The organism is uncultured Phenylobacterium sp. (assembly GCF_902826855.1).
In the GTDB taxonomy this organism is placed as follows: domain Bacteria; phylum Pseudomonadota; class Alphaproteobacteria; order Caulobacterales; family Caulobacteraceae; genus Phenylobacterium.
Window position 1 is genome coordinate 1 of record NZ_CADEGK010000059.1, and the last position, 22,638, is coordinate 22,638.

Below are 22,638 nucleotides of genomic sequence, written 5' to 3' on the forward strand. Positions count from 1 at the left end.
GCCGCCCGCTGCCAGGCGGTGGCCGCGGAGGCCGCCGCGGACCTCCCCGAACCGCTGCCAAGAGCCCCGCCCGGCGCGACGATCGTCCGCCTGGACCCCAAAATGGCCCCAACCCGCGCCCGCGGCCCGCCGGCGTAGCTCAATTTTTTCATCGTCATCCAGCGACTTGTCCGCGGGACCCATCTAGCGCTACGCGATCGTAACCTACCCACGGCCTCGCCGTCGTGGCCCTTCGGCATGCCCGGTGATCATGGGTCCCGCGGACAAGCCGCGGGATGACGACCGCTTGGGGAGTGGGATCAGCCCAACCCGGCCAGGAACCCCAGCAGCAAATCCGCCACCGCCTGCGGCTGCTCCTGCTGCACCCAATGACCCGCCCCTGGGATCAGGTGCGCGCCGGCCATCCGCGTGCAGCCGTGCGTCTGCATGCGTTCGAACGATCCCGGCGTCTGGTAGACGCCCCAGTCGGCAGCGCCGGCGATGAACAGCGAGGGCACGTCGATCGTGCGGCCCGCGAACGCCCGCAGGTCGCGCGCCGCGATGCCGCTGGTGGCGCAGCGGTACCACTGCAGGCCGCCCTGGAACCCGGTGCGCGAATACTCCCGCGCATAGACCGCCAGTTCGTCGTCCGTCAGCCAGCCGCACGCCGCCACCTCGGCCGCCGACGGCGCATAGGCCGCCGCTACCTGCGCCATCGTCTGCTCCAGGGGCATCGCATAGTAGTCAGGCAGGATCGCCAGGCTCTCAGCGTCCCGGCGGGGCAGCCGATGTGGCCGGTTGCCCGGCCAGTCGGCGCTCTTCACGTGATAGTAGGCGCGCAGGAACGCGGCGACCCCCTGTGGCGCGCGCCACATGTCCTCGTTCGCCGGCCGGGTCCCGTAGTACCAGTGGTACAGCTTCCGCGGCCGGGGCAGGGCGGCCAGGTCGGCGTGGATGTCCCGCGCCGGCGTGGCCGCGGCAGGCGCGGCCTTGGCCGCCGGCGCCCCTTCGAACGGCGCGCTCATCATCACCACCGAGCGGAAGATGTCGGGCCGGGTCAGCGCGCAGTGCCCGGCCACCGGCGAGCCGAAGTCGTGGCCGACGACGCAGGCGACCTCGCGCCGCCCCAGCGCCTCGACCAGCGACACGCAGTCCTGCGCCAGGTTCATGAAGCGGAAGGGCTCCAGGTCGGCGTCGTAGGCCGGATCCCACCCCGTCGTGCGCCCGTAGCCCCGCATGTCTGGAGCCACCACGTGAAAGCCGGCCGCGGCCAGGGCGGGCATCACCTTGCGCCAGGAATAGGCGAGCTCCGGAAAGCCGTGCAGCAGCAGCACGAGCGGTCGCCCATCCGCCTCGAAACCGGCCTCGAGGATATGCACGCTGAGGCCGTTCACGCCGTCGACTTGCCGCGAGCGGATCGCCGGCGCGAGCTCCGGATCGAGTGGGGTCAAGGTCAGCCCTTCGCCGGCGCTGGAACCTGAAGTCCGAACCGCTCGCCGCGCTTGCCGCGCACCGCCAGGTCGACCGTCAGCAGCCGCCGTTCGCCCTCCATCCGCATGGTGTTTCCCGGCATCCACATCATGGCCATGTAGTCGCCCAGCGAGTCCTCGACGGCGTTGGTGAAGCCCTGGTGGTCCTGGGCCTTGTTCATCTGCACCTTCGCCAGGCGGAGGTAGACGGGGTCGTTCTCCGCCACGCGCCTGGCCCACGCCATCGTCTCGCGCTCCAGGTCGGCCTTGGGCAGGACGCGGTTCACCAGTCCGCCATCACGCGCCTCGGCCGCCGAGATGAAGCGGCTTTCGAAGCACAGCTCCTTGGCCCGGCGGATGCCGATGTCCCAGGGGATGGACATGTACTCGACGTACCCGGCCAGGAACTCCGCGTCCTCGGCGGCGAACACCACGTCCATGGCCGCCGCCAGCATCCAGCCGGCATAGATGCAGTAGCCCTCGACCATGGCCACCGTCGGCTTGGGGAAGTTGCGCCACTTCAGGAGGAGGTCGAGGTTGTAGTGCTTGAACGAGTCGTAGTGGCTAAGGCCGCCCGCCTCGACCTTCGCCTTGCGGTACGCGGCGCCCTCGGGCGTCCCCAGGTCATGGCCCGTGGAGAAGACGCCGCCCGCGCCACGCACCAGCACCACGCGGACCGCCGCATCGTTGCGCGCCTGGTCGAACGCCGCGTCGATTTCGTCCAGCATCCGCCAGCCCTGGGCGTTGCGGTACTTCGGCCGGTTCAGGGTGATGACGCCGACGCCGCCGTCGACCGCGTAGGTGATTTCCTCGAACTCCACGTGGGCGCCTCCCGCATTCTCGTCGCGGCGACTATAGGCAGGGCAGGCGAGGGGGCGAAGGGCGCAGATGAAGACCGGGGTCGCGGACGCCATCGCCGATTCATTGGAGTTGCTGGCGGAACGGGCCGGCGATCCGGCAGCCGCTATCTACGCCCGGCTGTTCGCGGCGTTCCCGGAGACCGAGGAACGGTTCGCCCGCGATGTCACCGGCTCGATCCGCGCCGAGATGCTGACCATGGTGTTCGACTGCCTGATGGATCCGGGCGGGCCGTACCAGGCCAACCTGGTGCGCGCCGAACGGGTGAACCACGACGGATTCGGCACGCCCGCCGAGGTCTTCGACCGCTTCTTCTGGATCGTCATGGAGACCTGCCGCGACCTGCTCGGCCCCGACTGGACCCCGGCGTTCGAGGCCGCCTGGACGACCCGCATCAAGGATATGGAGGCCGCTACGCGTTAGCCGGCCCTTTCGCCTGCGCCGGGGCGACCCTAGAGAGTGGGGCGCCAAGACAGGAGCTCACGCATGCATCGCAAGCCCGACGGATCCTGGGACAAGGCCCGCCTGCCCAGCCGCCACACGACCGAGGGGCCGTCGCGCGCGCCGCATCGCTCGTACCTCTACGCCATGGGCCTCGGCTCGCGCGAGATCGCCCAGCCGTTCGTGGGCGTCGCGTCCTGCTGGAATGAATCGGCGCCCTGCAACACCGCCCTCATGCGCCAGGGCCACGCCGCGGCCGAGGGCGTCCGCCGGGCCGGCGGCACCCCGCGCGAGTTCTGCACCATCACCGTCACCGACGGCATCGCCATGGGCCACGAGGGCATGCGCTCGTCCCTGGTCAGCCGCGAGGTGATCGCCGATTCTGTCGAACTCTCCATCCGCGGCCACAGCTACGACGCCCTGATCGGCGTCGCGGGCTGCGACAAGTCGCTGCCGGGCATGATGATGGCCATGCTGCGCCTGAACGTGCCCTCGGCCTTCATCTACGGCGGCTCGATCCTGCCGGGGGTCTGGCGCGGCAAGGAGGTCACCGTCCAGGACATGTTCGAGGCGGTCGGCAAGCACTCCGCCGGGACCATGTCGCTGGAGGACCTCTGCGACCTGGAACAGCACGCCTGCCCTGGCGACGGCGCCTGCGGCGGCCAGTTCACCGCCAACACCATGGCCTGCGTGTCGGAGGCCATCGGCCTGGCCTTGCCGCTCAGCTCGGCCCTTCCGGCGGCCTACCTGGACCGCGACCAGTACGCCGTCGCCACCGGCGAGGCGGTGATGGAGCTGCTGGCCCGCAACATCCGCCCGCGCGACATCTGCACCCGCGAGGCGTTCGAGAACGCCGCGGTGGTGATCGCGGCGACCGGGGGCTCGACCAACGGCGGCCTGCACCTTCCGGCCATGGCCAACGAGTGCGGCATCGAATTCACCCTGCGCGACGTCTGCGAGATCATGCGCAGGACGCCCTACCTCACCGACCTGATGCCCGGCGGCAAATACCCGGCCAAGAAGATGGGCGAGGCGGGTGGCGTGCCGATGCTGCTGCGCACCCTGTTCGACGCCGGCCTGATCCACGGCGACTGCATGACCGTCACCGGCAAGACCATCGCCGAGAACCTGAAGGACGTGGTCTGGCGCGAGGATCAGGACGTGATCCGCCCCGTCTCCAACCCATTCTCGCCGACCGGCGGCGTGGTCGGCCTCTGGGGTTCGCTGGCGCCCGACGGGGCCATCGTCAAGGTGGCGGGGCTGCAGCACACCAAGCACCGCGGGCCGGCCCGGGTATTCGACGGCGAGGAGGCCTGCTTCGCCGCCGTCGAGGCGCGCGAGTACAACGAAGGCGACGTCCTGGTCATCCGCTACGAGGGCCCCAAGGGCGGTCCCGGGATGCGCGAGATGCTCTCCACCACCGCAGCGATCTACGGTCAGGGCGTGGAGAACATCGCCCTGATCACCGACGGCCGCTTCTCCGGCGCCACGCGGGGTCTGTGCGTCGGGCACGTGGGGCCGGAGGCCGCCGCCGGCGGCCCGATCGGCCTGATCAAGGACGGCGACATCATCGCCATCGACGCCGACGCCGGCACGATCGAGCTGGAGGTCGATCCCATCGAGCTGGAGAACCGCCAGCGCCACTGGGAGCCGCGGGGCACCAACTACAACTCCGGGGCCCTGTGGAAGTTCGCCCAGGGCGTGGGCCCCGCCCACCTGGGGGCGGTAACCCACCCGGGCGGCCGCGCGGAGACCCACGTCTACGCGGACCTCTGAGCCGATGCGCACCCTCGGTCTGATCGGCGGGATGAGCGCCGAGAGCACCGCCGTCTACTACCGCGAGCTCACCCGGCTGGTGCGCGAGCGGCTGGGCGGCTTGAGTTCCTGCCAGTTGGTCCTGTGGTCGGTGGATTTCGCCCCGATCGCCGCGTTGCAGGCGAGGGACGACTGGGAGGCGACCGGGGCCATCCTGGCCGACGCGGCGCGCCGCCTGGAGGCCGCCGGCGCCGAGGCGATCGTGATCTGCGCCAACACCATGCACCTGAACGCGCCGCAGGTCGCCGCGGCCGTCGCCGTGCCGGTGATCCACATCGCCGACGCTACCGCGGCCGCTCTGAAGGCGCTGGGTGTGGCCCGCCCGCTGTTGCTGGCCACCCGCTTCACGATGGAGAAGGCCTTCTACCGGGACCGCCTGGCGGCGCTCGATCTGCCGGCGCTGATCCCGGACCAGGCCGATCGCGATCGCCTGCACGCGATCATCTTCGACGAGCTTTGCCTTGGTGTGATCCGGCCGGAGTCGAGGGCCGAAGTGCTGGCGATGATCGCGCGCGGCCAGGCCGCCGGCGCCGACGGCATCATTTTCGGCTGCACCGAGATCGGCCTGCTGCTCGATCCCGCCGACATGCCGTTGCCCACGGTCGACACCGCCGTGGCCCACGCCGAGGCGGCCGTGGCCTTCGCGCTCGGCTAAGCCTCAGTGGGGTAGGGCATGGACGCCGAACAGGTAGGGGTGCCCCCAGGCCAACGCTGCCCAGACCACCACCGCCGCGATCAGCCGCAGTCCGCCGATCTCACCCACGCGCAGCTTTTGGCGGCCGGCCGCGATCGCGACGAAGGGGACGTTGGAGGTCTCGGCGGCGAAGGCGTCCCACTTGGCCCCCAGCACCCGCTTGCGCTTGGCGTCGATGCTGACTGTCCCGAACAGCGCCAGGAACAGCATCGAGCTGAAGAGCACCAGACTGGCGCGCTCGCCGTTGACCAGCAGGTGCCCGACGGCCCAGATCGCTACGCCCCACAGGAACGGGTGCCGGGTGATCCGCAGCATGCCCTTGACCACGTCAGGCCGCTCCAGGGCGCCCTCCTGGCGCACGCTCGTGGGATTGGGCGTGGTGAGGCCCGGCACGATCAGCAGCATGGCCACGAGTTGCAGGCCGAGCTGCACTGTGCGCGTGGCCGGCGTGGCGCCCCAATAGGCGACGTTCCACGCCTCTCCGCGCGCCTGGGCGAAGCCGAAGCCCAGCCAGCCCAGACCGGCGAAGGACGCCAGCACGAAGAGGCCCATGTACGGCCCTTGGCCGATCCGCGCGATCAGCCCGTCCCGCAGCCGGGTGCCGGACACCAGCAGGTGCAGCAGGATGAAGAAGGCGGCGGCGGCGAGCAGGCTGGTCATGATGTCCCCGGGGTCGTCCGCGGTGGTTTACGGCGTCAAGCTAGCATCTTCCTCGTCGTCCACCAGATCGTCCTCATCCTCAGCCTCCCACGGCGGCGCGGCCGTGGGCGCCGGGTTGGGGCGGGCAGGCCCGGCAACCGCCGGCGCAGCCTTCGCCGCGATCGGCCGGCGCAGCACCGCCTCCAGGCGCGCGAGCCAGCGGTTGGCTTCGGCCAGGGCCTCGTCGGGCGCCAGCCGGCCGCTGCGCCCGGCATCCTCGGGCCGCCAGACGTCGAGTTCGAAATCCGGATGGTGCGCATCGTCGAACACCAGCCGCAGGCGCACCCGTTCCTCGGGGTCCGCCAGCTCGTCCAGCGGCCGCCGCGGCTCGCCACGGAAGGCGCGGGCGGCGCATCGGCGATCGACGATCAGCTCCGCGCCCACCAGCTCCTCCAGCCGATAGGAAAGGGTCCAGCCGCCCTTGTCCCAGGCCACGACCACCTGACCGCCCTGGAGGTCAAATCCGACGCCCGCGCCGCGGCCGCGGGCGATCAGCAGCGGCTGCGGCTGGACCCCCAGGGCCCCGGCCAGGGCGCGCGTGATCCGGCGGCGCTCGTCGAGGAACCATGCGCAGACGCCGCCCGCCAGGGCGAAGGCCGCGCCCACCAGCACCAGCAGCGTCACGAGCCGGCCCACCTCGTCCATGCGCCGAGGCTACGCCCATTCGCCGAGTCGGCTAAGCGCGGCGGACGCGCTGCGCCTAGAGGCCCAGTTCGACCACCACCGGCACGTGGTCCGAGGGCTTGTCCCAGCTGCGCACGTCGCGATGGATGGCGACGCCCGCCAGGACGTCGGCGGCCTGCGGCGAGAGCAGGGCGTGGTCTATCCGGATGCCGTTGTTCCGCTGCCAGGCGCCGGCCTGGTAGTCCCAGAAGGTGTAGGCGCCGGGCGCGCCGTCGGCCTGCAGATAGGCCTCGGTGAGCCCCAGGTTCTTCAGCGCCCGGAACGCGGCCCGGCTCTCGGGCTGGAACAGGGCGTCGCGCTCCCAGTTGGCCGGGAACTCCGCGTCCCGCGGCTCGGGAATGACGTTGTAGTCGCCCAGCAGAATGAACCGCTCCTCCAGCGCCAGCAGGCTGCGGGCGTGGGCGTGGAGCCGCGCCATCCAGCCCAGCTTGTAGGCGAACTTCTCGCTGGCCACCGGATTGCCGTTGGGCAGGTAGATGCAGCCCACCCGCACGGGCTCCGGGCCTGACACCACCGCCTCGATGTAGCGGGCGTGGTCGTCGCCATCGTCGCCGGGCAGCCCGCGACGGATGTCCTCGAGCGGCGCCTTCGAGAGCAGGGCGACCCCGTTGTAGGTCTTCTGTCCATGGACAGCGACGTTGTAGCCCAGCCGTTCAAAGGCTTCGGTCGGGAACTTCTCGTCGACGCACTTGATCTCCTGCAGGCACGCGACGTCGGGCTTGGCCTCCTCGAACCAGCGCAAGACCGTCTCGATCCGGGCGTTGACCGAGTTCACGTTCCAGGTGGCGATGCGCATCGAGAACTCCGGCGGCGAAGACGGGAAGGCTGAACCCGAAAGGCCTTCGCAAAGGCCGCGGGGTGTGTCCAGCTTGACCGGAGCGGGCCGACATGGGTCCCTACGCCGGGAGCTGGTCATGCAACGTTTTCGGTCCGTAGCGTCTGGCGTCGCGGTCGCCACGGCGACGGCGACGGCGCTGGCCTGTGCCGCGGCGGCCCAGCCGCCACCCGTGATCCCGTTCCCGCAGCCGGGCCAGAGCGTGGCCCCGCCTGGCTGCGCTCCGACGGGTCTGTTCCGGGCGGTGACGCGCAACGTGACGCCTGGCCTGGCCGCCGCCGACCGCGCCGCCCAGCCCCGAACGCTCTACCGGCAGGGATCGCAACGGCTCCGCAACGAGGAGCAGCCGGACCTGGCGAGCGGCGCCCAGGCCCTGGTGATCATCGCTGAGCCGGATCTGTGGGTGCTCAACGAGACCACGCGACAGGGTCAGCACTCCATCGACCCGGGACCCGACCTGAGCGTCCGGGCGCCAATCGTCCTGGGCCCGGACGTTCCTGCGCCGCTCACGACCCTGGAGTACGGCTGCGAGATCGAGTTCGTCGCCAGGCACGCGCCCACCGCGGTGCGGACCGCCCCCTGGGGCGCGATGATGGTCAGCGTCCACGCGTTCACCATCGGCGACCATCACCTCGTGATCCTGGTGGATGACCGCCGCGCGGCGCCTGTGGTGCTCAGCTACCTGCGCCAGGGCCGCGCGGCGCTGGTCGTGCGCTACGATGAGTATAGCCACGGCCTTCCGAACAGGCCGGAGTTGTTCGCGCCACCCAGCGACTACCGGATCACCGAGGCCCCCGCCGCCCCGCCGTCTTCAGATTGAGAAGCTGACGCCGCAGCCGCAGCTGGACTTGGCGTTGGGGTTGCGCACCCGGAACTCGGCGCCGGCCAGCTCGTCGACATAGTCGATCACCGAGCCCTTGAGCAGCACCAGCGACATCTCGTCGACCAGGGCCGCGGCGCCGTCGCGTTCGATCCGCAGGTCGTCCGGCTGGGCCTCCTCGACCAGGTCGAACTGGTACTGGAAGCCCGAACAGCCGCCGCCCTCCACCGCCACGCGGAGCATCACCGGCCGCCCCTCGCGGGCGCCGATGGCCTGGATGCGCTGCGCCGCCGAGGGCGAAAGGGTGAGGTCAGACGTCGTCATGCTCTGATGGGGGTCACGCTCTGGTAGGGTCACGCGCTGTTAGACGCAGGCTCCGTCTCGACTATATGAGGGCGTCAGCGGCTTCGACCAAGGGGCCTGGGCTCAAGATCGGTCTGAATGGCTTCCTCTATCACACGCCGCGCCCCGTACGCCGAGGATCCTTCCGCGTCCCGAGGCCGCAAGGTCGACGAGGCGCACAGCCGCACGCGCACCGACTTCGCCCGCGACCGCGACCGGATCATCCACTCCACAGCCTTCCGCAGGCTCAAGGAGAAGACCCAGGTGTTCGTGGCCCACGAGGGCGACCACTTCCGCACGCGCCTCACCCACTCGCTGGAGGTGGCCCAGATCGCGCGCTCCCTGGCCACCGCGCTTGGCCTCGACGCCGACCTGGCCGAGACCATCGCGCTGGCCCACGACCTCGGCCACCCGCCCTTCGGCCATGCCGGCGAGGACGAGCTGCAGGTGCAGATGCAGGGCTTCGGCGGGTTCGACCACAACGTCCAGACCTTCCGGGTGGTCACCAAGCTGGAGCGCCGCTATCCGCGTTTCGACGGCCTGAACCTGACCTGGGAGACCCTGGAGGGGGTGATCAAGCACAACGGGCCGGTGGTGGACCAGCTCGCCAAGCCCTCCTGGAGCGCCATCTCCGAGTTCGACGCCCAGTATGGCCTGCGCCTCGACACCTGGGCCTCGGCGGAGGCGCAGGTCGCCGCGCTGGCCGACGACATCGCCTACAACAACCACGACGTGGACGACGGCGTCCTGGCCGGGCTGTTCAACCTCGATGAACTCGCCGAGGTGGCCCTGATCGGGCCGCACGTGAGGAGCGCCTGGGCGGAGTTTCCCGACTGCGAGCCGGGCATCCTTCGCCTGGAGGCGGTGCGTAGGATGATCGGCGCCATGGTGGATGACGTCCTGATCGAGACCCGCCGGCGGGCCGATGTGGGCAAGGCGGGCTCCCCGGAGGACGTCCGCATGCTGGGCCACGCTCTGGTGGCCTTCTCCCGCGATATGGTCGAGGACCTGGCAACGCTGCGCAAGTTCCTGCTGGAGCGGATGTACCGCCACTGGAAGGTCAACCGCACCCGCAGCCAGGCGCGCCGGATCCTGGCGGAGATGTTCCAGCTGTTCATGGCTGAACCCGACGTCCTGTCGGGGGAGTGGTACGTGCGCTGCGAGGGCCGCGATCAGGCCGGCCGCGCTCGCGTGGTCTGCGACTACATCGCCGGCATGACCGACCGCTACGCGATCGAAGAGCACCGCAGGCTGTTCCACCTCGACGTCTGGAACTGAGGCGTGGACGTCCTCGTCGTTCGCGCCCCGATGTACCATTCGCCCGGGGATGAAGCCGCCTTCCTGACCTGGCTGAAGCGAATCCGGGCCGTCGCGGGGGTCCAGAGCCGTGGCCACGACGTGCACATCGCGCTGCGGGCCGGGAAGGTCTCGTCCGACGAACTGCGCGAGTTCCGCGCCCTGTTCCACCGCTATGGCCTGGACACCTCGGGTTTGATGGACCTCGAACGGCGCTGAGGGCGCATTCGTCGCCGAGGGAAGGGCATACACAGAAATCCTCAGCCGCCGCCCACGTCTCGCCACCGCGTCCGATAGACTGGCGGCGAATGCGGGCGATTCGTTCCCGGAACGGACGGCCGCGCCTGGACCCTCCGGAGCCCTCGCGATGACCGACCACCAGCGCGGCGCCTACACGCCTCCCACCGGCGACGCGCCGCTGAGCTTCGACCCGCGACAGCCGGTGCGTGGCGGGAGCCCCATCCCCTTCACCCTGATCCTCAGCGTCCTCGTGCTGGGGGCCCTGGTGGCGGCGATCTTCTATTTCTACCAGTCAGGCGTGCGCCAGGCCGGCGAGGCTCCGCAGGTGGTGGGCGAGCCCACCGAGGCGATCAAGGACGCCCCGCCGGCGGACGCCCAGCCGCTGGACCCCGCCGCCGGACTGCAGGTCTACAAGGGCGAGCCCGGCCAGCCGATGGACACGACGCCGCCGCCCACCTTCACGCCGGGCCCGGAGCAGCCGCAGGCGCGGCCGACCACGCCCGTGACGGTGGCCCAGGCCCCGCCGGCGCAGGCCCCGCCGGCGCAGGCCGCCCCAGCCATCCGCCCGGCGATCCCGGCCACCGCGCCTTCGCCGGCGCCTAAGTCCGCCGCCACGGCGCCGGCTCCGAAGGTCGCGCCGCCAGCGCCGAAGCCGCCGCCGCCGGTCGCCAAGGCCCAACCCGAGCCACCGAAGGCCGCTGCCGCGGGTGGTGGCGCGGCGGTGCAGATCGGCGCGGTCTCCTCCACCGCGCTGGCCGACCGGGCCTGGAACGAGGCGGTGGCCGCGGCGCCCGGCCTCGCGGCCGGCAAGGGCAAGGCGGTGGAGAAGATCGAGCGGAACGGCGGCGTCCTCTACCGCACCGCCGTGACCGGATTCGCCTCCCGGGCCGACGCCCAGGCCTTCTGCGCCAAGCTCCAGGCGGCCGGGAAGAGCTGCTTCGTCCGGTGACCTGCACGGCGGCCATCCTGGGCTGTGCGGGTCACACGGTGACGCCGGCGGAGAAGGCCTTCTTCGCCGAAGCGTGTCCCTGGGGGTTCATCCTGTTCGCGCGCAACATCGCCTCGCCCGAGCAGGTGCGGGCGCTGACCGCCGAATTGCGCTGGATCGTGCGCCGCGCCGATGCGCCGATCCTCGTGGACCAGGAGGGCGGGCGCGTGCAGCGCCTGGGGCCGCCGCACTGGCGTCGCTACCCACCGGGCCGGGCCTATGGCGCGCTGGCGGCCGGCGACCCGCTGCTGCGCCGCGAGACGGCTCGGCTGGGCGGACGCCTGATAGCCCACGACCTGGCGGCGCTCGGGATCAACGTCAACTGCCTGCCGGTGCTCGACGTGCCCGACCCCCTGGGCCACGAGGTCATCGGCGACCGCGCCTATGGCGAGGACGCCGACGACGTCGCCCTGCTGGGCCGCGCCGCCGCCGAGGGCCTGATCGCCGGCGGCGTCCTGCCGGTGATCAAGCACATCCCCGGCCACGGCCGCGCCAAGGCCGACAGCCACCTGGACCTGCCGGTTGTGGAGGCCGGCTGGGACGAGCTGGAGGCCCGCGACTTCGCCCCGTTCCGCGCCCTTTCCGACATGCCCATGGCGATGACAGCGCACGTCATCTACGCCGCGGTCGACGCTGCGCGCCCGGCCACGACCTCTCGGTCGGTGCTGCGCCGGGTGGTCCGCGGCGCCATCGGCTTCCAGGGCCTGGTGATGACCGACGACCTGTCGATGAAGGCCCTGGGCGGCGGCTTCCGCGAGCGCGCCCAGGCCGCGCGGGCGGCTGGCTGCGACGTCGTCCTGCACTGCAACGGCGACCTGGCCGAGATGAAGGCCGTGGTGGAGGGCGCGGGGCGGCTGCGGGGCAGGGCCTTGCGCCGCGCAGAGTCGGCGCTGGCGCGCCTGCCCAAGGCTCAGGAGCCCTTCGATGCGGTGGCGGGCCGCGCTCGCTTCGACGCGGCGTTTGAAGGACGATGGGCGGCATGAAGAGGGGGGCCGAATGACCGAGGGTTTCCAGCCCAGCCTCGACTTCGACGCCGCCGCCACGGCTGCGGAGGATGGCGAGGCGCTGATCATCGACGTGGAGGGCTACGAGGGCCCGCTGCACGTGCTCCTGGCGCTCGCCCGCACCCAGAAGGTCGACCTGCTCAAGTTGTCGGTGCTGAAGCTGGCCGAACAGTACCTGGCCTTCGTGCAGGAGGCCCGCCGGCGGCGCTTCTCGCTGGCGGCGGACTACCTGGTGATGGCCGCCTGGCTGGCCTACCTGAAGTCGCGGCTGCTGCTGCCCAAGCCCGAACAGCCCAAGCCGGAGGAAGCCCCCGCAGAGGAGATCGCCGCGCGCCTGGCCTTCCGCCTCGCGAAGCTGGAAGCCATGCGCAACGCCGCCGAGGCGCTTCGCGTGCGCCCGCAGCTCGGTCGCGACGTGTTCGGGCGCGGCGACCCGCAGGCCATCCGCATCATCCCCTCCGGCCGCCTGGAGGGCGATCTCTACGGCCTGATGAGCGCCTACATCGGCCAGCGCCAGAAGGAGACGCAGCGCAGCTACAAGCCCGCCCCGCCGGCAGCCTATCCGCTGGAGGACGCTCGCGACCGGCTGCGCCGCCTGCTGCCCGACCTTGACCGCTGGACGCCCCTGGCTGGCGTCGCGCCCCTGGGCACGCCGACCGCCGGACCCAGCCGCGCCTCCTACCTGGCGTCGACCCTGGCGGCCGGTCTGGAGCTGGTCCGCGAGGGCGAGTTGGAAGCCCGCCAGCTGGAGGCCTTCGCCGACATCTACCTGAGGGCCCGCAAGGGTGAGACGGCATGACCGACCGCATGGAAACCGCCCGCGAGATCGAGGCGCTGCTATTCGCCGCCGCCGGCGCCCTGAGCGAGCGCGACCTCGCCGGCCGGCTGCCGGAGGGCGCGGACGTGGCAGGCGCGCTGGAGGAGCTCGTCGCCCGCTATGCCGGGCGCGGCGTGGTGCTGACGCAGGTCGCCGGCGGCTGGCGCTTCCAGACGGCCGAGGACCTGGCCTGGCTGATGACGCAGGAGCGCGACGAGCCCCGCCGCCTCTCCAAGGCCGCCCAGGAGACGCTGGCGATCATCGCCTACCACCAGCCGGTCACCCGCGCCGAGATCGAGTCGGTGCGCGGCGTGCAGGCCAGCCGCGGCACCCTGGACGTGCTGCTGGAACTGGGCATGGTGCGCATGCGCGGCCGGCGCCGCACGCCCGGGCGCCCGGTCACCTACGGCACCACCGACGCCTTCCTGGAACACTACGGCCTCGCTGCGCTCGCTGACCTGCCGGGCATGGCGGAAATGCGCACCGCGGGGCTGCTCTCCCTCGACCTGCCGGCCGACTTCGCGCTGCCGGACCCGAACGCGGCCTCGGCCGACGAGGACCCGCTGGAAGCCGACGCGCCGGAATTCCATGTCGACTACCTGGAAGAGGACAGCTGAGCGCAAAGGCCGCGTTGGCGCGCCGACGACGGACGGACTATATAGCGGCGGAGATATCGGGCGGCCGACGGCGGGCCGCACCTTGGGAGTACTAAGCGCATGGGCGCCTTCAGCATCTGGCACATTGCGGCGATCGTGGTGGTCGCGCTTCTTCTGTTCGGCGGTCGCGGCAAGCTCTCCGGCCTGATGGGCGATGCGGCCAAGGGCATCCGCGCCTTCCGCGATGGCCTCAAGGGCGACGACGTCCCGGAGGAGACCGCCAAGCCGCTGCCGAAAGACGAGAAAGACGGCGCGCGCAGCTGATCCGCCGCTACACCCCGCTATCCGCGCCGGCCCGCGCTTGATTGGCCGGCGCTTCTGTTTAGGCCAGGCCCATGCTCCCCGAAGTCGGCGCCCTTGAGTACCTGGTCATCGCGGCCATCGCCCTGATCGTGGTGGGACCCAAGGACCTTCCGATGCTGCTGCGGCGGCTCGGGCAGTTCGTGGCCAAGCTGCGTGGCATGGCCTCCGAATTCCGCGCCTCCTTCGACGAGATGGCCCGCCAGTCCGAGCTGGACGACCTGCGCAAGGAGGTCGAAGCCATGCGCAAGGGCCAGTACCTGGACATGGCCGAGGCCGATCAGGAGATGCGCTCGATCGTCGGCGACATCGAACAGAACCTGACGGACGTGGGTGTCGACCTGCACGGGGGCGTGGAGACGTTCAACTACGACGAGCACATCCGGAACAATCCGCCGCTGACCATCTCCGAGGATCCGACGCCGAAGAAGCCGCGGGCCCCCAGGAAGTCGGCTGCCCAGCCCAAGTCCAGGACGAACGGGGCCAAGCCCACCGCCGCCAAGCCCACCACGACCACCACGCGCAAGACCCTTGCCGTGGCCGAGGCGCCCAAGCCCCGCAAGGCCAGGTCCGCGAAGACTGCTGAGGCCGGGTCTTGAGCGATCTGGACCCCGATGAGGCCGAGATCGAGGCCTCCCGCGCGCCGCTGCTCGACCATCTTGTCGAGTTGCGCTCGCGGCTCATCGTCTGTGTCGCTTCGATTATCGTCGGCTTCGCGATCTGCTTCTTCTTCTCGACCCCGATCTACGAGTTCCTGACCCACCCTTTCGAGCTGGCGGGCCAGATTTTCGCCGCCCAGCAGAAGGGCGAGGCCAAGGGCCCGTTCGACCTGTTCTTCGTCGTCGTCGGCCTGAAGAGCATCACCGCCGTGGCCGGGAGCACGCCCGGCATGATCTTCACCGCGCCGCTGGAGTTCTTCTTCACCAAGCTGAAGCTGGCCGGCTTCGGCGCCGTGGTGCTGACCTTTCCCGTGCTGGCCTGGCAGGTCTACGCCTTCGTCGCTCCAGGGCTCTACAAGCGGGAGCGCTACGCCTTCCTGCCGTTCCTGGTGGCCGCGCCAGTCCTGTTCCTGATGGGCGCGGCGCTGGTCTATTACATCATCATGCCCTTCGTTCTGTGGTTCTCGCTGAGCCAGCAGATCGTCGGCACGTCCGGCATCCAGGTGCAGATGGTGCCCAAGGTCTCGGACTACCTGACCCTCGTCACCACCCTGCTGCTCGCCTTCGGCCTCTGCTTCCAGCTCCCGGTGGTGCTGACGCTGCTCGGCATGGCCCGCATCGTCACCTCGGAGATGCTGTGGAAGGGCTGGCGCTACGCCGTTCTGGCGGTGGTGGTTGTGGCCGCCGTCGTCACCCCGCCGGACCCGATCAGCCAGCTCCTGCTCGCGACCCCTATCATCGGGCTCTATTTCGTCTCGGTGGGCTGCGTGAAGCTGATCGAGCTGCGTCGCAAGGACGAGGACGTGGCGGCCTGAGGGTTGGCCCGGTAGCCGACGCGCTCTAGAGAGTGCCGCTCAGCCTGAGTGGACCCATGCACGACATCCGAGCCATTCGCGAAACCCCCGAGCTTTACGAGAAAGCCTGGGCGGCGAAGGGCTCCTCTGGCCGCGTCGCCGAGATCCTCGACCTCGACGCCAAGCTGCGCGCCGCCCAGACCGCCGGCCAGACGGCGCAGGCCGAACGCAACGAGGCCTCCAAGCAGATCGGCGCCGCCAAGGGACGTAAGGACGAGGCCGCCGCGAGCGCGCTGATGACGCAGGTCGAGACGCTGAAGGGCGTGCTGGCCGAGCACGCGGAGGCCGAGCGCACGGCCGGGGAGGCGCTTCGGGCGATCATTTCGGCCCTGCCCAACTTGCCGGCATCGGACGTGCCGCCGGGCGCGGACGAGGCCGACAACGTCGAGGTGCGCCGCTGGGGCGAACCGTTCGCGATCGCGGTGGCGAAGGACCATACCACCCTGGGTGAGGCCTCCGGCCTGATGGACTTCGAAGCCGCCGCGCGGATGAGTGGCGCCCGCTTTGTGGTGCTGAAGGGCGATCTGGCCCGGCTGGAACGCGCCGTCGGTCAGTTCATGCTGGACCTGCAGACGCGAGAGCACGGCTACCTCGAGGTGTCGCCGCCGCTTCTGGTGCGCTCCGAAACCATGTTCGGCACCGGCCAGTTGCCGAAGTTCTCGGACGACCAGTTCGTGGCCTTTCCCGGCCTGGAAAACGCCCGTGCGGTCGCCGACCACGCCGAGGCGCCGGAACTGCGCTGGCTGATTCCCACCGCAGAGGTCTCGCTGACCAACCTGGTGCGCGAGCAGATCACGCCGGAGGAGGAGCTGCCGCTGCGGCTGACCGCGCTCACCCACTGCTTCCGGGCCGAGGCCGGCGCGTCGGGGCGCGACACCCGCGGCATGATCCGCCAGCACCAGTTCCAGAAGGTCGAGATGGTCTCGATCACGGCGCCCGAACAGTCCGAGGCCGAGCACGAGCGGATGGTCGAGTGCGCCGAGAAGGTGCTGAAGGCGCTGCAGCTGCCGTTCCGCACCATGCTGCTGTGCGCTGGCGACATGGGGTTCTCCGCCAGGAAGACCTACGACCTGGAGGTCTGGCTGCCGTCGGAGGCCCGCTATCGCGAGATCAGCTCGTGCTCCAACTGCGGGGACTTCCAGGCCCGCCGCATGGACGCGCGGACCAAGAAGGCCGGGGAGAAGGGCACGCGGTTCGTCCACACCCTCAACGGCTCGGGCCTGGCCGTTGGCCGCACCCTCGTAGCGATCATGGAAAACTACCAGGACGAGGGCGGCCGCATCGCCATCCCCCAGGCGCTGCATCCCTACATGCCGGGCGTGACCCACATCGGGGGCGCCCGTTGAGGATCCTCGTCACCAACGACGACGGGATCCACGCCGAGGGGCTGGAGGCGCTGGAGCGGATTGCGGGGCGGCTCTCCGACGACGTCTGGGTCTGTGCGCCGGAGTACGAGCAGTCGGGGGCAAGCCGGGCCCTGACCCTGGCCGAGCCGAGCCGGGTGCGCACACTAAGCGAGCGCCGCTTCGCCACCACCGGGACGCCCACCGACTGCGTGATGCTGGGGGTCAACGACCTGATCCCGGGCAAGAAACCCGACCTGGTGCTCTCCGGCGTCAACCGCGGCGCCAACCTGGCCGAGGACGTGACCATGTCGGGCACGGTCGCTGGCGCCATCGAGGGCATGGCGCTGGGCATCCCGTCGATCGCCCTGTCGCAGATGGGCTTCTACGAACCGGGCGCCAGCTATGAGGCGGCCGAGGTGTTCGGCCCCGGGATCATCAAGCGGCTGGTGGAGATCGGCTGGCCCAAGGACGTGGTGCTGAACATCAACTTCCCCAACGGCGAGGTCGGCGACATCACCGAGGTTGAGGTCACCCGCCAGGGGTTCCGGGACTTCCAGATCCGGCACAACGAGAAGCGCACCGACCTGCGCGGCCGCGACTACTACTGGGTGGGTTTCCGCCAGGCGCGATCAAGCCCACCTGCCGGAACCGACCTGCGCGCGCTCTATGATGGCCGCATTTCCGTGACACCGCTGCACATCGACCTGACCCATCAACCGACCGTCCAGGCCCTCAAGGGTCAGTTGGGCGGCGTGCCGCCAAAGCTGTAGATGTCGGACGAAGACGATCTCAATCCGAACCCGGACGCGCCCGAAACCCGCATGGCGCGCCTGATCCTGGCGCTGCGCTCGCAGGGCGTGACCGATCCCAAGGTGCTGGGCGCGATCGAGTCCACACCGCGGCCGATCTTCACCCAGGACCTGTTCCGCGAGCGCGCCTTTGAGGACTCCGCCCTGCCCATCGCCTGCGGCCAGACCATCAGCCAGCCGTTCATCGTCGGTTTGATGACCCAGGCGCTCAAGATCGACCGGCGCGACCGGGTGCTCGAGATCGGCACCGGCTCAGGCTATCAGACCACCATCCTCTCGAAGCTGGCGCGGCTGGTCTACACGGTGGAGCGCTATCGCACGCTGATGAAGGAAGCCGAGAGCCGCTTCAAGGAGCTGGGCCTGACCAACGTGATCACCCGTTTCGGCGACGGCGGCGAGGGGTGGCCCGAGCAGGCGCCTTTTGACCGCATTATGGTCACGGCCGCGGCGCCAGGTGAGCCCAAGGCTCTGCTCTCGCAACTGAAGCCGACCGGGATCCTGGTGGCTCCGATCGGGAAGGGGCCCGTCCAGAGCCTCCGCCGCTACACCGGCGACGGGCAGGGCGGGTTCGAGGTCGAAGCCCTGATCGACGTTCGCTTCGTACCGTTGCTGGACGGCGTGGCCAAGGAGCTCTGACCTTTTCGTGTTGCGACTGCATTGCGGGTTGGCGGGGGCGCCGGCTCACGACCATGATCCCACCTCACGCCCCGATGATTCCCTCTCGAGCCACTCCGGAGCGGCGATGACGCACTTCCTCGAACGAACGGCCCTGGTCCTGTTGGCCGGTACGGCGCTCAGCGTCAGCACGGGCTCATGGGGCGCGACCGCCCAGCCGCTGTTGGATGTACCGCCGGCGACTGCGGAGAGCGCGGTGGCCGCGCCCGGGGTCGATGCCTTCGCGCGCGCCCGATCGTCGAGCTCAACCTACACCGTGCGCCGGGGCGACACCCTGGCCGAGATCGCCGACCGCCTGAATGTCAGCGTCGAGGCGCTTGCCAAGGCCAATGGCTTGAAGCGCCCCTACCGGCTGCTGCCAGGCAAGGTGCTGAAGAATCCCGCCGCCAAGGCGACGGCGACCGCTCCGGCCAAGGGCTCCACGGGCAAGGCCAGGGGCGAGTCCGAGACCTATGTCGTACGCGCAGGCGACACGCTGTTCGGCATCGCCCAGCGCTTCGGCGTGTCGGTCGCCGACCTCAAGGCCGCCAACGGCATGGGCCGCAGCAGTTCGATCGCGCGCGGCCGCAAGCTGACCATCCCCGGCGCCGGCGGGTCGGACGAGGTCGAGGCTGTAGCGCCCCCGTCGCGTGCGGGCCGCGCGAGCCGCGACGAAGAGCCCTCGGCGCCCGAGGACTTCGGCTCGGACCGCTCCGCCGCCGGCCGGGTGGTCACCATCCAGACCGCGGGCAAGGCGTATCGCGTCAAGCGCGGCGACACCCTGGAGGGAGTCGCGCGCCGCATGGACAGCAGCGTCACCGAACTGGCGCGGATCAACAAGCTCAAGCGGCCCTACCGCCTACGCGCCGGCCAGACGATCCGCGGCCCGGGCGGCTCTGCGAAGGCCTATGTGGTGGCCCGCGGCGACACCTTGGGCGAGATCGCCCAACGGTTCAGCGTGAGTGTCGACAGCCTGCGCACGGCCAACGGCCTGCGCCGCGGCGCCAGCTTGGCGCCCGGCCGGCGCCTGCGCCTGCCCGCCGGCTATCGCGACCGAGGGCCGATTCGCGAGGAGGCTCCGGCTCCGGCTCCGCGTCCGTCGCGCCCGACCTTCGACAATCCGCCGCCACAGCCCCAGCCCCAGCCTCAGCCGCCGCCGCGCTCCTCGCAGCCCGAGGCCGGCGCCGCCTTGCCCAGCGCGCCGCAGCCCTATGTGCCGTCCCGGACCCAGCGGCCGCCGCGGTCCACCTACACGCCGCCGAGCGGTCCGATCAGCGGCGCGCCCACCGCCAGTCCGCAGGTCTCCGACGCCCAGATCATGCAGATGGGCCGGGGCGTCTTCCAATGGCCGATCCGCGGCGAGGTGATCTCCGGCTTCGGCGACAAGGGCACCAGCCAGCGCAACGACGGGCTGAATATCCGCGCCCGCGGCGGCGAGGCGGTGCGCGCCTCGGCCTCGGGGGACGTTGTCTACGCCGGCGACCAGGTCCCTGGCTTCGGCAACCTGGTGCTGATCAAGCACGACAACGGATGGGTCACGGCCTACGGCCACCTCGGCAGGGTGGACGTCCGCATGCAGCAGAAGGTCACGCAGGGCCAGCAGATCGGCGAGGCTGGCTCCACCGGCGGCGTCAGCGAGCCGCAGCTGCACTTCGAGGTCCGCTACGCCCCGACCCCGCAGGAGCGCGCCCGGCCCATCGACCCGGCCCTGGTGCTGCCGCGGTAGGAGGGGGCTCTTCTTCCCGGCGGTTCCCACAACGGGCAGACTTGCGCCGGTGAGACCGGGCCAGATCCTGAACCTGCCCGGCGTGCCGGCGGCCATTGATGCGCGTCAAGGCCGTCCGCATTCGCGAAGCTAGACTGGCCCAATGAACAATTTTGCGGGGCCGCCGGCGCGACCGGGGGGCGACGAAGAGCGGCCGCGGCGCGGCCGCGGCAGCCTGGGAAGACGGGACGGCGTGGCCGCCCGGACGGCGATGCATCTCGTTGCGGACCAGGGTCCGTAGAGGGTGGGCGCCGCAATGACTTTGCTCTTCCTGCAACACCGCAGGCCGGAGACGGCGACGCCTCGGCATTCGCCGGCGCCGCGCGTCGGAGGGTCAGGCTCGCACCCAACGTCAGACAACAAGAGGTCTGGAGCCAGTGCCGCGTAACACCCAATCCACGATCCTGGTGACCGGCGGCGCCGGCTTCCTAGGGTTCCACCTGTGCCGGCGACTGCTGGCGGACGGCCACCGGGTCATCTGCCTGGACGACCTCAGCAGCGGGCCTCGCGAGCACGTCCAGCACTTCCTGGACCACCCTGCGTACAGCTTCATCGAGCATGACGTACGGGAGCCGATCGCGCTTCAGGTCGATCAGATCTACAATCTCGCGTGCCCGGCTTCGCCCACGGCGTACCAGGCCGACCCGATCAAGACCAATCTGACCAGCGTGCTTGGCGCGCGCAACATGCTGGACCTGGCGTGCTCTACGGGCGCGCGGATGGTGCATTCCTCGACGTCGGAGGTTTACGGCGACCCCCTCGTTCATCCGCAGCCAGAGAGCTATTGGGGCAACGTCGATATCGTCGGGCCGCGAGCCTGCTACGACGAGGGCAAGCGCTGCGCCGAAGCGCTGATCGCCGACTATCGGCGGATGCGCGGCGTGGATTGTCGGGTGGCCCGGATCTTCAATACCTATGGGCCGGGCATGCGGGAGGACGACGGCCGCGTTGTCTCCACGTTCGTCGTCGAGGCGCTGCAGAACCGCGACGTCACGGTACAGGGCGACGGCTCCCACACCCGCTCCATGTGCTACGTCGACGACCTCGTCGAGGGACTGATCAGGATGATGGCGGTGGAGCCAGCGCCGTCCGGTCCTCTGAATCTCGGCAATCCGGACGAGATCAGCGTGCTGGACTTCGCGAGGCGCGTGCTCGAGGCGACTGGCTCGCGATCAAGGCTCGTCTTCCTCGCCGAGGCCGTTGACGACCCGCATGTGCGCCGGCCCGACATTTCACGAGCCACATTCGAGCTGGGCTGGGTTCCCCGAGTTGCCCTGGACGCCGGGCTGGCGCGGACGATCGATTATTTCCGGGGGCGCTCCGCGACGGCATCGTTGTCGCAGCGCCTGGACGGCGACCGCGCGGCGCCTGCGACCGGAGAGGTGACACCGGAACCGGCGGAATGAGCTCTGCTCCGCTCGTCTCGGGCGGAGTGAGCAAGACCGCGGCGCCGGGCGACCGCGCCGCCCCACTGGTGCTCGGGCCGGTCTTCTCGGGCTGGCGCAAGGCCGCCAACCTGGCCGGCATCTCCCTTTGGCTGGCGGCCCTGCTCTATTTCTGGATCTGGTGGCTGACTCCAGCGCACGTGGTCACGTCGCTCCGCTATGCGACCGTCACCATAGTCCTCCTGTGGATCACCCTGATCCCAGCCTACTTCATCGTGCTCTTCCACGGCGCCCGGACTCCCGTTCGTGCAGGGCGACCGCCGCCCGGCTGCCGCGTCGCGATCGTGGTGACGAGGGCGCCCTCAGAGCCGTTCGCCATCGCCAGGAAGACGCTCGAGGCGGCCTTGGCGCAGGAAGGCGTAGATCACGACACCTGGCTGGCCGACGAGGACCCTGACGGCGAGACCCTCGACTGGTGCAGGGTCCATGGGGTCCATCTGTCGACCCGCAAGGGCGCGGCGGCCTACCATCGCGAGTCCTGGCCAAGGCGCGCGCACTGCAAGGAAGGCAATCTCGCCTACTTCTACGACCATTACGGATACGATCGCTACGACGTCGTCTCACAGTTCGACGTCGATCACGTCCCGGCCCCGGACTATCTGAAGCACATGCTTGCGCCCTTCGCCGATCCGGCGGTGGGCTATGTCTCGGCGCCCAGCATCTGCGACTCGAACGCCAGCGCAAGCTGGGCCGCGCGCGGGCGTCTTTACATCGAGGCGAGCATGCATGGCCCGCTTCAGGCTGGCTACAACGCGGGCTGGGCCCCGCTCTGCATCGGTTCGCACTACGCGGTCCGCACATCCGCGCTGCGAGCCGCGGGCGGCCTGGGTCCCGAACTCGCCGAGGACCATTCGACGACGTTGATCTTGAGCGCCGAGGGCTGGAGAGGCGTGCATGCCGTCGACGCCATCGCGCACGGCGAAGGGCCGGAGACGTTCAGCGACCTTGTCATCCAGGAATTCCAGTGGTCGCGGAGCCTGGTCACCGTGCTGATCAAGCACCTGCCGGCCCGCATCCGGAAACTGCCTCCGCGGCTGAAGTTCCAGTTCCTGTTCTCCGAGCTCTGGTACCCCAGCTATTCGCTGATCATGGCGCTGAGCGTGGCTATGCCCATCATGGCGTTGCTGACCAAGTCTCGCTTCGTGGACGTCACCTACGTCGACTTCTTC

At 70.3% G+C, this 22,638-nt stretch carries 25 protein-coding genes; 19 read left to right on the forward strand and 6 right to left on the reverse strand.

The window, feature by feature from the left end; genetic code table 11:
• Positions 1-299: 299 nt before the first annotated feature.
• Positions 300-1,430, reverse strand: a complete 1,131-nt coding sequence (locus QZV94_RS10135) for an alpha/beta hydrolase (protein ID WP_293677705.1) — start codon at positions 1,428-1,430, stop codon at positions 300-302.
• A 2-nt stretch (positions 1,431-1,432) separates the two neighbouring features.
• Positions 1,433-2,269, reverse strand: coding sequence for an enoyl-CoA hydratase-related protein (locus tag QZV94_RS10140; RefSeq protein ID WP_293677706.1), 837 nt, complete (start codon positions 2,267-2,269; stop codon positions 1,433-1,435).
• Positions 2,270-2,336: 67 nt separating this feature from the next.
• Between QZV94_RS10140 and QZV94_RS10145 the strand changes: the two genes are divergently transcribed.
• The 3 genes from QZV94_RS10145 to QZV94_RS10155 all read left to right on the forward strand — a co-directional run bounded on the left by QZV94_RS10145 (position 2,337) and on the right by QZV94_RS10155 (position 5,217).
• A complete protein-coding gene (locus tag QZV94_RS10145) occupies positions 2,337-2,729 on the forward strand; it encodes a globin (protein WP_293677707.1) in 393 nt (130 codons plus the stop codon).
• A 63-nt stretch (positions 2,730-2,792) separates the two neighbouring features.
• Positions 2,793-4,523 (forward strand): dihydroxy-acid dehydratase, encoded by a 1,731-nt coding sequence (ilvD, locus tag QZV94_RS10150; protein WP_293677708.1) that lies wholly within the window; start codon positions 2,793-2,795, stop codon positions 4,521-4,523.
• A 4-nt stretch (positions 4,524-4,527) separates the two neighbouring features.
• Positions 4,528-5,217, forward strand: a complete 690-nt coding sequence (locus QZV94_RS10155) for an aspartate/glutamate racemase family protein (RefSeq protein ID WP_293677709.1) — start codon at positions 4,528-4,530, stop codon at positions 5,215-5,217.
• Positions 5,218-5,220: 3 nt separating this feature from the next.
• Here QZV94_RS10155 and QZV94_RS10160 read toward each other — a convergent pair whose 3' ends face one another.
• From QZV94_RS10160 to xth, 3 genes are read right to left on the reverse strand one after another with little or no spacing between them, the layout of a single operon-like run.
• The gene (locus tag QZV94_RS10160; protein WP_293677710.1) at positions 5,221-5,916 is read right to left on the reverse strand and encodes an NnrU family protein; all 696 of its coding nucleotides are present in this window, start codon (positions 5,914-5,916) and stop codon (positions 5,221-5,223) included.
• Positions 5,917-5,943: 27 nt separating this feature from the next.
• Positions 5,944-6,600 carry a hypothetical protein gene (locus tag QZV94_RS10165; RefSeq protein ID WP_293677711.1) on the reverse strand — a complete coding sequence of 219 codons (657 nt, stop codon included), beginning with the start codon at positions 6,598-6,600 and terminating at the stop codon, positions 5,944-5,946.
• 55 nt (positions 6,601-6,655) lie between these two features.
• Complete coding sequence (xth, locus tag QZV94_RS10170; protein ID WP_293677712.1) at positions 6,656-7,435, reverse strand: exodeoxyribonuclease III; 780 nt, start codon at positions 7,433-7,435, stop codon at positions 6,656-6,658.
• Between the two features lie 118 nt (positions 7,436-7,553).
• On the opposite strand from xth, the gene QZV94_RS10175 reads away from it, so the two are divergent.
• Positions 7,554-8,294 (forward strand): hypothetical protein, encoded by a 741-nt coding sequence (locus QZV94_RS10175; RefSeq protein ID WP_293677713.1) that lies wholly within the window; start codon positions 7,554-7,556, stop codon positions 8,292-8,294.
• Here the strand turns inward: QZV94_RS10175 and erpA are convergent.
• Entirely contained in the window at positions 8,286-8,618 is a 333-nt protein-coding gene (gene erpA, locus QZV94_RS10180; RefSeq protein ID WP_293677714.1) for an iron-sulfur cluster insertion protein ErpA, read from the reverse strand. The two genes, QZV94_RS10175 and erpA, sit on opposite strands and share 9 nt — an antisense overlap.
• A gap of 117 nt (positions 8,619-8,735) precedes the next feature.
• On the opposite strand from erpA, the gene QZV94_RS10185 reads away from it, so the two are divergent.
• The 15 genes from QZV94_RS10185 to QZV94_RS10255 form a co-directional block, all read left to right on the forward strand.
• On the forward strand, positions 8,736-9,914 hold the full coding sequence (locus QZV94_RS10185; RefSeq protein WP_293677715.1) for a deoxyguanosinetriphosphate triphosphohydrolase: 1,179 nt from the start codon (positions 8,736-8,738) through the stop codon (positions 9,912-9,914).
• Positions 9,915-9,917: 3 nt separating this feature from the next.
• On the forward strand, positions 9,918-10,151 hold the full coding sequence (locus QZV94_RS10190) for a hypothetical protein (protein WP_293677716.1): 234 nt from the start codon (positions 9,918-9,920) through the stop codon (positions 10,149-10,151).
• 148 nt (positions 10,152-10,299) lie between these two features.
• Positions 10,300-11,121 carry an SPOR domain-containing protein gene (locus tag QZV94_RS10195; RefSeq protein ID WP_293677717.1) on the forward strand — a complete coding sequence of 274 codons (822 nt, stop codon included), beginning with the start codon at positions 10,300-10,302 and terminating at the stop codon, positions 11,119-11,121.
• Positions 11,118-12,143, forward strand: coding sequence for a beta-N-acetylhexosaminidase (gene nagZ / locus QZV94_RS10200; RefSeq protein ID WP_293677718.1), 1,026 nt, complete (start codon positions 11,118-11,120; stop codon positions 12,141-12,143). Before QZV94_RS10195 ends, nagZ begins: the two co-directional genes overlap by 4 nt.
• A gap of 13 nt (positions 12,144-12,156) precedes the next feature.
• Positions 12,157-12,963, forward strand: coding sequence for a ScpA family protein (locus QZV94_RS10205; RefSeq protein WP_293677719.1), 807 nt, complete (start codon positions 12,157-12,159; stop codon positions 12,961-12,963).
• Positions 12,960-13,598 (forward strand): SMC-Scp complex subunit ScpB, encoded by a 639-nt coding sequence (gene scpB / locus QZV94_RS10210; protein WP_293677720.1) that lies wholly within the window; start codon positions 12,960-12,962, stop codon positions 13,596-13,598. The genes QZV94_RS10205 and scpB overlap by 4 nt, the downstream gene beginning before the upstream one ends.
• 99 nt (positions 13,599-13,697) lie before the next feature.
• Positions 13,698-13,901 carry a twin-arginine translocase TatA/TatE family subunit gene (locus QZV94_RS10215; RefSeq protein ID WP_293677721.1) on the forward strand — a complete coding sequence of 68 codons (204 nt, stop codon included), beginning with the start codon at positions 13,698-13,700 and terminating at the stop codon, positions 13,899-13,901.
• Positions 13,902-13,972: 71 nt separating this feature from the next.
• The gene (tatB, locus tag QZV94_RS25140) at positions 13,973-14,536 is read left to right on the forward strand and encodes a Sec-independent protein translocase protein TatB (RefSeq protein WP_367254331.1); all 564 of its coding nucleotides are present in this window, start codon (positions 13,973-13,975) and stop codon (positions 14,534-14,536) included.
• Complete coding sequence (gene tatC / locus QZV94_RS10225; RefSeq protein WP_293677723.1) at positions 14,533-15,411, forward strand: twin-arginine translocase subunit TatC; 879 nt, start codon at positions 14,533-14,535, stop codon at positions 15,409-15,411. Before tatB ends, tatC begins: the two co-directional genes overlap by 4 nt.
• 56 nt (positions 15,412-15,467) lie before the next feature.
• A complete protein-coding gene (gene serS, locus QZV94_RS10230; protein WP_293677724.1) occupies positions 15,468-16,796 on the forward strand; it encodes a serine--tRNA ligase in 1,329 nt (442 codons plus the stop codon).
• Complete coding sequence (surE, locus tag QZV94_RS10235) at positions 16,793-17,566, forward strand: 5'/3'-nucleotidase SurE (RefSeq protein WP_293677725.1); 774 nt, start codon at positions 16,793-16,795, stop codon at positions 17,564-17,566. The genes serS and surE overlap by 4 nt, the downstream gene beginning before the upstream one ends.
• Positions 17,567-17,617: 51 nt before the next feature.
• A complete protein-coding gene (locus QZV94_RS10240; RefSeq protein ID WP_293677729.1) occupies positions 17,618-18,241 on the forward strand; it encodes a protein-L-isoaspartate(D-aspartate) O-methyltransferase in 624 nt (207 codons plus the stop codon).
• A 106-nt stretch (positions 18,242-18,347) separates the two neighbouring features.
• Positions 18,348-19,985, forward strand: a complete 1,638-nt coding sequence (locus QZV94_RS10245) for a LysM peptidoglycan-binding domain-containing protein (RefSeq protein WP_293677726.1) — start codon at positions 18,348-18,350, stop codon at positions 19,983-19,985.
• A 416-nt stretch (positions 19,986-20,401) separates the two neighbouring features.
• A complete protein-coding gene (locus QZV94_RS10250) occupies positions 20,402-21,430 on the forward strand; it encodes a UDP-glucuronic acid decarboxylase family protein (protein ID WP_293677727.1) in 1,029 nt (342 codons plus the stop codon).
• Positions 21,427-22,638, forward strand: a 1,212-nt coding sequence (locus tag QZV94_RS10255; protein WP_293677728.1) for a glycosyltransferase family 2 protein, incomplete at its 3' end; no start/stop codon positions are given. The genes QZV94_RS10250 and QZV94_RS10255, both read left to right, overlap by 4 nt.

Excerpts from the sequence above, each read along its gene's own strand:
- QZV94_RS10145 (WP_293677707.1), top strand. The coding sequence starts at position 2,337 with ATGAAGACCGGGGTCGCGGACGCCATCGCCGATTCATTGGAGTTGCTG.
- ilvD (WP_293677708.1), top strand. The coding sequence starts at position 2,793 with ATGCATCGCAAGCCCGACGGATCCTGGGACAAGGCCCGCCTGCCCAGC.
- QZV94_RS10155 (WP_293677709.1), top strand. The coding sequence starts at position 4,528 with ATGCGCACCCTCGGTCTGATCGGCGGGATGAGCGCCGAGAGCACCGCC.
- QZV94_RS10160 (WP_293677710.1), bottom strand. The coding sequence starts at position 5,916 with ATGACCAGCCTGCTCGCCGCCGCCGCCTTCTTCATCCTGCTGCACCTG.
- QZV94_RS10165 (WP_293677711.1), bottom strand. The coding sequence starts at position 6,600 with ATGGACGAGGTGGGCCGGCTCGTGACGCTGCTGGTGCTGGTGGGCGCG.
- xth (WP_293677712.1), bottom strand. The coding sequence starts at position 7,435 with ATGCGCATCGCCACCTGGAACGTGAACTCGGTCAACGCCCGGATCGAG.
- QZV94_RS10175 (WP_293677713.1), top strand. The coding sequence starts at position 7,554 with ATGCAACGTTTTCGGTCCGTAGCGTCTGGCGTCGCGGTCGCCACGGCG.
- erpA (WP_293677714.1), bottom strand. The coding sequence starts at position 8,618 with ATGACGACGTCTGACCTCACCCTTTCGCCCTCGGCGGCGCAGCGCATC.
- QZV94_RS10185 (WP_293677715.1), top strand. The coding sequence starts at position 8,736 with ATGGCTTCCTCTATCACACGCCGCGCCCCGTACGCCGAGGATCCTTCC.
- QZV94_RS10195 (WP_293677717.1), top strand. The coding sequence starts at position 10,300 with ATGACCGACCACCAGCGCGGCGCCTACACGCCTCCCACCGGCGACGCG.
- QZV94_RS10205 (WP_293677719.1), top strand. The coding sequence starts at position 12,157 with ATGACCGAGGGTTTCCAGCCCAGCCTCGACTTCGACGCCGCCGCCACG.
- scpB (WP_293677720.1), top strand. The coding sequence starts at position 12,960 with ATGACCGACCGCATGGAAACCGCCCGCGAGATCGAGGCGCTGCTATTC.
- QZV94_RS10215 (WP_293677721.1), top strand. The coding sequence starts at position 13,698 with ATGGGCGCCTTCAGCATCTGGCACATTGCGGCGATCGTGGTGGTCGCG.
- tatB (WP_367254331.1), top strand. The coding sequence starts at position 13,973 with ATGCTCCCCGAAGTCGGCGCCCTTGAGTACCTGGTCATCGCGGCCATC.
- serS (WP_293677724.1), top strand. The coding sequence starts at position 15,468 with ATGCACGACATCCGAGCCATTCGCGAAACCCCCGAGCTTTACGAGAAA.
- QZV94_RS10240 (WP_293677729.1), top strand. The coding sequence starts at position 17,618 with ATGGCGCGCCTGATCCTGGCGCTGCGCTCGCAGGGCGTGACCGATCCC.
- QZV94_RS10245 (WP_293677726.1), top strand. The coding sequence starts at position 18,348 with ATGACGCACTTCCTCGAACGAACGGCCCTGGTCCTGTTGGCCGGTACG.